The sequence below is a fragment of the uncultured Polaribacter sp. genome, assembly GCF_947495205.1.
Taxonomy (GTDB): Bacteria; Bacteroidota; Bacteroidia; order Flavobacteriales; family Flavobacteriaceae; genus Polaribacter.
On sequence record NZ_CANLXV010000020.1, the window covers coordinates 1 to 7,298 of the forward strand.

A 7,298-nucleotide genomic window follows, 5' to 3' on the forward strand; every position below is an offset into this window, starting at 1 on the left:
GAGATTCTTCGTATTTTAGTCATACATAGATAGATTAAAACCCCGTTTTTTGAGTGTACGGCTCGTTTTCGGGGTTTGTTATTCTCTAAAATACAACTTATTTAACTGATAAACAAGTTTTTATCTACTTCTGAAAGCGCCTAAAAAAAGTTACTTTTCTAATATATATATTGGTTTGTAAGGCAAATAATCTTAGTTATCTATAACCAATTTCTTACCTAAATAAGAAAGCGTTAAATTCTCTTTAACATCGCCTGCTTTCTCAAATTCTGGTATTAAAAAAATTCCTTTTTTGTTTTCAACAAATAAAGGTATAGATTTTTCTTCATTAGAAAGTAAATCTAAAACAGTATTGTATTTTTGTTCATTTTCAATAGTAACTTCAATAATATTAGGGTTTTCTCTATACGCTTCACTTAGGTTGATAAAATCATCATTTGGCGTAAAAAAGTGTTCTCTTTCCTCTAAATTAGCCTCTGTAATTTCTTTAGATGATGCAATTTTATAAGAACCATGTTCTCCAAATTCATCTGAAAAACGGTTTAATGCATATTTGTTTACCATATCACTTCCTGTAATGGCAATTAAATAACCTACATCATTCAACTCTATATTATCTGCCAAATCATCATCATAAACATCTGCTTGTAAAGCTTCTAAATCACTATTTTTAGCTTGTTCTATAAAGGTTTTGTTAGAATCTATTAGTATTACACGTTTGCCTTTATTTTTTAAATAACTGGCAATTAAACGAGATGCATTAGATGCACCAACAAATAAAATAGCATCAGATTTTTTTAAGAAAACACCTACAATTTTAGCGAATAATCTTGCTGTAGTTGCGTTTAAAAGTACAGTTCCTAAAACAATCATAAACACCAAAGGTGTAATATACTCTGCACCTTCTACCCCTTGTTTTAATAATTTGCTACCAAATAAAGAAGCAATACCTGCAGCCACAATACCTCTTGGACCTACCCAACTTATAAAAAGTTTTTCGTTTAATTTTAATTTCGAATTTATAGTGCTAGAAAAAACAGCTAAAGGTCTAATTACAAAAACTACAATAGCAAATAATGCAGCAGTTTTCCAGGTATACAACAACATTAAATCTTCTATATTAATATTTGCTGCTAAAAGAATAAATAAAATTGAAATTAATAAAACACTTAAAGATTCCTTAAAATATAATAATTCTTTTAAGTTTTTTAGTTTTCCGTTTCCTAATACCATTCCCATTACTACCACTGCTAATAAACCAGATTCATGAGCAAAAATTTCAGATTCTACAAAAACCAATAAAACTGTAGATAAAGAAACTACGTTTAATAAATAATGTGGCACCATTTTTTTATTAATGATGTAAGCTAAAGCGTGGGCAAAGGTAAAACCAAAAGTTGTACCAAATAATAAAATTTTACCAAACTCAATTAAAGCTGTCTTGGTAAAACCACCACCACCACCAACACTAATAAATTCAAAAACTAAGACAGCAACTAAAGCACCAATAGGGTCTATTAAAATTCCTTCCCATTTTAAAACGGTAGAAACATCTTTTTTTAACGGAATGTTTCTTAAAATTGGTGTAATTACAGTTGGTCCTGTAACAATAATTAAACCGGCAAACAGAAATGAAATTTCCCAACCAAGATTAAAAACATAATGTGCAACAATACCTGAACCAAAAAAAGTAATGGCAGAACCTAGTGTAATAAGTTTGGTAATTACCGGCCCAACATTTTTTATTTCGCTTCTTTTTAGAGTTAAACCACCTTCAAAAAGAATAATACTTATGGCTAAAGAAACAAAATAATACAAGCTATCTCCAGGAAAAAGTCCTTTTGTACCGTTCCAAACGGGTTCTATCCATTTAGAGCCATCTTCACTAAAATATGCAGCTGCAATTGGACCTACTAATAGCCCAATTAAAATTAAAGGTAAAATTGCCGGAATTTTAAACTTCCAAGCTACCCATTGCGCTAATATTCCTAAGATAATTATTCCTGCTAATTCTAACATATGTATAAAAAAAGTTGAATCGTAAATTTAACAATGTTTACGCATCTCACAATCATAAAAGCTTTTTTTTAACTATATTTTCTAATTCGTTGTTTTTTATTGCAAAAATTAATATAAATGAGATTTGAATTTGCATAATTTAGTTTAATTTATATCTTTAAAATTCTTAAAAATATTACTTAATGCCCATAAAATCAATACTGTTTTTTTTAGTAGGTTTTGTAATTGTTGCTATTGCAGCAAATCAAATCGCTAAAGTTTTTCAAAAAATAAAATTTCCACTTATTACAGGTTTAATTATAACAGGTATCATTGCCGGTTCTTCTGTTTTAAATTTTATTCCTAGAGATGCCATAGACAAACTCCATTTTTTAAATGAAATTGCCTTGGCTATTATTGCTTTTTCAGCAGGATCTGAACTTTATTTAAATGATTTAAGAAGCAGAATAAACAGTATAAAATGGATGACGATTGGACAATTGGTAATTACCTTTGTAATTTCTTCATTAACAATCTATTTTGTAGCAGATGCCATACCTTTTATGGCAACATTATCTTCAAAAACTAAAATAGCTATAAGTATTTTATTCGGTACAATTTTTGTTGCGAGATCACCATCTTCTGCCATTGCTGTAATTAATGAAATGCGTGCTAATGGTCCTTTTACTAAAACGGTTATGGGCGTAACTGTTGTAAAAGATGTTTTGGTAATTATACTTTTTGCAGTTTGTTTTTCTATTGCCAAGGCTTTTATAAAAGGAGAGGAAATTGGCTTTTTATTTCTAATTATTTTATTGTTAGAATTGCTAACTTCTTTTGGTATTGGCTATTTATTAGGCAAGTTATTACAATTACCTTTCAACTATAAAATACCACACAGTTTAAAGGCTTTTTTAATTGTAATTATAGGCTATGCTGTTTATATTTTTGCTTATTATGTAAAATTAGAAACAGGTATTTATTTGCATCACGAGTTTGTTTTAGAGCCACTTTTAATTTGTATAATTGGTAGTTTTGTAGTAACCAATTATAGCAAACATAGGGTTGAGTTTTCTGAATTACTCGAAGAAATTAGTCCCTTTATTTATATTGTTTTCTTTACGTTAACTGGCGCGTCTTTATCATTACAAATTTTATATAGCGTATTTGGTATTGCCTTGGCATTATTTACATTACGTCTTTTAACCATGTTTTTTGGAGGTTTATTTGGTGTTTATGCCGCAAAAGACAAAAAAGAATATCGTTTAATTGCATGGATGCCTTATTTAACGCAAGCAGGAGTTGCCTTAGGATTGGCAACAATTATTGCTAATGAATTTCCAGAATGGGGCCATAAGTTTGAGGCCATTGTAATCGCCATTATTGTAATTAATCAATTGGTTGGCCCACCATTGTTTAAATGGGCTTTAAATTTTGTAAAAGAGAGTCATACCAAAGCAAGTTTACAACAGTTTGATGGTACTAGAGATGCAGTAATTTTTGGAATTGAAAGCCAATCTATTGCATTAGCATTACAACTAGAAAAACACAATTGGGAAACTCGATTAATTGGTTGTGATCATGTGGATTTTGATAAGGGAATTGCTACAGAATATATTCATTTAGAAGATTACTCTTTAAAAAGTATACAAACTTTACAGCTAGAAAAAACAGAAGGAATTGTATTAATGTTAGGTGATGATAAAAACTATAAATTGGCACAATTAATTTATGAAAACGTTGGAACATCTAACGTAGTTGTGCGTTTAGACAGGAGAGAAAATTTTGATAAATTTCATAAATTAGGTTGTTTAATTATAGAACCAGCTACTGCCCTAGTTGGTTTATTAGACCATTTTGTGCGTTCTCCAAACGCTGCTTCTTTATTGTTGGGTATGGATGAAGGTCAAGATTCTATGGATATAGAAATTAGAAATGAAGACATACATGGCATGCGTTTAAGAGATTTAAGATTGCCATCTGATGTGTTGGTTTTATCTGTTAGAAGAAACGGTCAATTACTTGTTTCTCATGGTTATACGCGCTTAAGATTGGGAGATATTATGACGCTTGTTGGAGCAGAAAAAAGTTTAGAAGATATATGTTTTAGATTTGACACTTAAAAAATACCAATCAATTTTTAAATTCTTTATTTTTGCATTTTTAAATATAACATATGTTAGGCTTACAATTTGAAACAGAAACTTCTTGGGCAGAAATTGCTAAAGTAAACTTAGAACAAATATTAACAGATCATGCTTTTTTAGAACAAAAAGCCGCTTCTAATGCAGTTTCTATTATTATAAATTATTCTGAAGAAACAGAATTGGTAAAAGAAATGAGCAATATTGCTATAGAAGAAATGCAACATTTTAAAATGGTGCATTTGTTAATGGTAAAAAGAGGAATGGTTTTAGGTCGAGAACAAAAAAACGATTATGCCATTCGTTTACAAAAGTTTTTTAAAAAAACAGGAGATAGAACAGATGCATTAGTGCAACGTTTATTAATTGCGGCTTTAATTGAAGCGAGAAGTTGCGAGCGTTTTAAAGTGTTTTCTGAAAATATGGAAGACGAAGAACTGCGTAAATTCTATAAAAATCTTATGATTTCTGAAGCAGGACACTATACTACTTTTTTACAATTTGCAAGACAATATCAAGACAGAGCTACTGTAGACAAAAAATGGAACGCTTTGTTAGCTTTTGAAGCACAATTAATGAAAGAACGTGGTACAGTTGCTAAGATTCATGGGTAATAATTGTTAGTAATAATAAGAAATTTTAAAATTAAACATTAAAAACAATATCACTAAAAAACAACAATGTTTAGTAAAGCTGAAGCTGAAAAAATAAGGAAAGAATTTTGGACAAGTTTTGGTAAATCGTTCCCCAAAAAATGGTTGTTATACAATACCAAAGTAAAAGGAATGGCTTTTAAGTTTGTAGCCGATAGAAAAAAAGCAATGGTTTGCTTAGATTTAGAAAATCCTGATGAATTGAAAAACCTACTTTACTATGATCAATGGCTTTCTTTAAAAATGTTGCTAAAACAAGAAATTCCTGAAGTGATTTATGATGATGAATATCTTTTAGAAAGTGGAAAAACAATTCAACGAATATACATTCCTTTTGATAAGAAGTTTAGCATTCATAATAAAAATACTTGGAGAGATTGCTATGAATTTTATGTAGAAAACATGACTAAATTAGAGTTGTTTTTCTATGAATATGAAGATGTTATAAAAAACATTTAAACTAAAGCTTTAATTTTTAAAAGTTGCGCTAACTCCAAAATTCTCTTTTTTTGTTCAACTCTACTTCTTCTTTAATATAAATTTCTGCTTCTTTTGGTGACAAAACTTTTAGAAAAGATGGGTGTTGTTCTATAGCATATTCAATTTTAGTTACAATTGAAGCAATATCTTCATTTTCATAATCAATTTCTAAAGGTTCTTTAATTACCATTGATTGTAAAACGTTTCTTTTTTTAATATTAAGTCCTTTTTTATCAAAAGAACGTCTAAAACCATCTATAACTATAGGCACAACAATGGGTTTACAAGTTTTTATTATATGTGCTGTTCCTCTTCTAATAGGTTTAAAAGGAGTTGTAGTACCTTGTGGAAAAGTAATTACCCAACCATCTCCAATGGCTTTTTGAATGTTAGAAATATCAGAATTTTTTACTTGTCTGTTTACATTTTTTCCTGCACTTCGCCATGTTCTATCTATAGAAACAGAGCCTGCGTAAGCAAATATTTTAGGTAATAAACCTGCTTTCATGGTTTCTCCTGCAGCTACAAAATATACATTTAACTTAGGATTCCAGATATAACCAACGTTTTTAATAGAATCATCTCTACCTTTTAATGCAGCATTAAAAACATGAAACATAGCGGCTACATCTGCAAAATAGGTTTGGTGATTTGAGATAAATAAAACATTTTTATCTGGTAAATTTCTTAAAATTTCTGAGCCTTCTATTTGTAAATTATTGAACTTTCGATATCTACCATGAGAAATTAATCCGAAAATTCGAATAATGTATTTTTTTAAAAATAAAATATGTCCGAAAACATTTCTTTTAAACAATGGCATTGTTAATTAATTTATCTAAAAATTTACGAAAAGCAAACATACGAAACAAAACGTAAAATTTAGTGTTTTAACAATTCTTTAATTTCAGAAAGCATCATGGCTGTGGCACCCCAAACTATATAATTATTTAACCGAAAACAAGGCACTTCTGTTTTTCCCATGTAAGAGGTTTGCACAGCTTTGGTTGTTAAAGAAGCATCATCTAACAAATCTTCTAATTGCACTTCTATGGTATTTTCTACCTCGTAATTTTTTGCGAAAACCGGTTGTTTTTCGGTAAAACTTAAAAATGGCGTTGCTAAAAAATTACTTGGTGGTATATAAACTGAGGTTAACTCTCTAATGACGTTAATTTTATTGGGCTTTACTCCTACTTCTTCAAAAGTTTCTCTTATTGCTGTTGCTTGCAAATTTATGTCTTCCTTATCATATTTACCTCCTGGAAAACTAATTTGGGCAGAATGTGTGCCTTTATAACGCGCTCTTTCTGTTAAGAGAAATGTGGTTTGGTTTTGTTTATTTGGATAAAAAAGTGCCAACACAGCTGCTTTTCTTGGCTTTTTCGCCTTAATTTTATCTTCATTAAAATGCAGGCGAAGTTCTGGCGCTAATTTAAATTGCGCAGCTAAACCACCTAATTTTTTACCTTTAAAATCTTCTATTTTATTTTTAAATTGAATAAAATTCACAAAAACTCTTTATTTTTAGCTAAATTATGCTATTCTCTTTAAAGCACTATGTTTTTGGCAAGAATTTTGACTTATATAAATTATGAATAATAAATATAAAAAATTAATAGTAAGTATAGGTTTAGATCTTATTGGTTTAATACCTGTGCCTTTTTTAGACTTTTTTTGGGCGCCTGTATCTGGTTATTTTATGACAAAAATGTACAAAGGTAAAGAAGGTAAAATAGCTGGTATTGTTGTTTTTCTTGAAGAGATTCTTCCTTTAGATATTATACCAACATTTACAATAATGTGGATTTATAGTTATGTAATTCAAAAAAGAAAAGACGAAAATTTAATTGAAAAATAATCTTTTTATAGTTGTAACAAGAGTTAATTAAGACGCCGGCGTTAAGGATTGAAACGGCATCCTTTTTATGCTTTAATGTTTAAATAAGCACTTTCAGAAGTAGCAGACTTATAAATAACAATTCTAAAAAAAACCATTTAAAATTTATAAATTTTAGATGGT

7 protein-coding genes are annotated in these 7,298 nt (G+C 29.2%); 4 read left to right on the top strand and 3 right to left on the bottom strand.

The features are described 5' to 3' along the window. Nucleotides 1-192: 192 nt before the first annotated feature. Nucleotides 193-2,019, bottom strand: a complete 1,827-nt coding sequence (locus Q0762_RS13665; protein WP_298767652.1) for a sodium:proton antiporter — start codon at nt 2,017-2,019, stop codon at nt 193-195. Between the two features lie 182 nt (nt 2,020-2,201). Here Q0762_RS13665 and Q0762_RS13670 point away from each other — a divergent pair, with 182 nt between their 5' ends. The 3 genes from Q0762_RS13670 (at nt 2,202) to Q0762_RS13680 (ending at nt 5,254) form a co-directional block, all read left to right on the top strand. Further along, nucleotides 2,202-4,121, top strand: coding sequence for a cation:proton antiporter (locus Q0762_RS13670; protein WP_298767654.1), 1,920 nt, complete (start codon nt 2,202-2,204; stop codon nt 4,119-4,121). A 53-nt stretch (nt 4,122-4,174) separates the two neighbouring features. After that, nucleotides 4,175-4,756, top strand: coding sequence for a tRNA-(ms[2]io[6]A)-hydroxylase (locus tag Q0762_RS13675; RefSeq protein ID WP_298767656.1), 582 nt, complete (start codon nt 4,175-4,177; stop codon nt 4,754-4,756). A 66-nt stretch (nt 4,757-4,822) separates the two neighbouring features. Continuing rightward, nucleotides 4,823-5,254, top strand: coding sequence for a DUF4268 domain-containing protein (locus tag Q0762_RS13680; protein WP_298767658.1), 432 nt, complete (start codon nt 4,823-4,825; stop codon nt 5,252-5,254). A 28-nt stretch (nt 5,255-5,282) separates the two neighbouring features. Here the strand turns inward: Q0762_RS13680 and Q0762_RS13685 are convergent, their stop codons facing one another. Both Q0762_RS13685 and Q0762_RS13690 read right to left on the bottom strand, forming a co-directional pair. Next, on the bottom strand, nt 5,283-6,098 hold the full coding sequence (locus Q0762_RS13685; RefSeq protein ID WP_298767660.1) for a 1-acyl-sn-glycerol-3-phosphate acyltransferase: 816 nt from the start codon (nt 6,096-6,098) through the stop codon (nt 5,283-5,285). Nucleotides 6,099-6,157: 59 nt separating this feature from the next. Continuing rightward, nucleotides 6,158-6,787: a CoA pyrophosphatase gene (locus Q0762_RS13690; RefSeq protein ID WP_298767662.1), complete on the bottom strand. Its 630-nt coding sequence runs from the start codon at nt 6,785-6,787 to the stop codon at nt 6,158-6,160. 82 nt (nt 6,788-6,869) lie between these two features. Between Q0762_RS13690 and Q0762_RS13695 the strand changes: the two genes are divergently transcribed. Continuing rightward, on the top strand, nt 6,870-7,136 hold the full coding sequence (locus Q0762_RS13695) for a hypothetical protein (protein ID WP_298767664.1): 267 nt from the start codon (nt 6,870-6,872) through the stop codon (nt 7,134-7,136). Nucleotides 7,137-7,298 lie beyond the last annotated feature (162 nt).

Bases quoted from the DNA above. Each gene is read 5' to 3' on its own strand.
- Q0762_RS13680 (WP_298767658.1), top strand. From the start codon at position 4,823: ATGTTTAGTAAAGCTGAAGCTGAAAAAATAAGGAAAGAATTTTGGACA.
- Q0762_RS13670 (WP_298767654.1), top strand. From the start codon at position 2,202: ATGCCCATAAAATCAATACTGTTTTTTTTAGTAGGTTTTGTAATTGTT.
- Q0762_RS13685 (WP_298767660.1), bottom strand. From the start codon at position 6,098: ATGCCATTGTTTAAAAGAAATGTTTTCGGACATATTTTATTTTTAAAA.
- Q0762_RS13675 (WP_298767656.1), top strand. From the start codon at position 4,175: ATGTTAGGCTTACAATTTGAAACAGAAACTTCTTGGGCAGAAATTGCT.
- Q0762_RS13695 (WP_298767664.1), top strand. From the start codon at position 6,870: ATGAATAATAAATATAAAAAATTAATAGTAAGTATAGGTTTAGATCTT.
- Q0762_RS13665 (WP_298767652.1), bottom strand. From the start codon at position 2,019: ATGTTAGAATTAGCAGGAATAATTATCTTAGGAATATTAGCGCAATGG.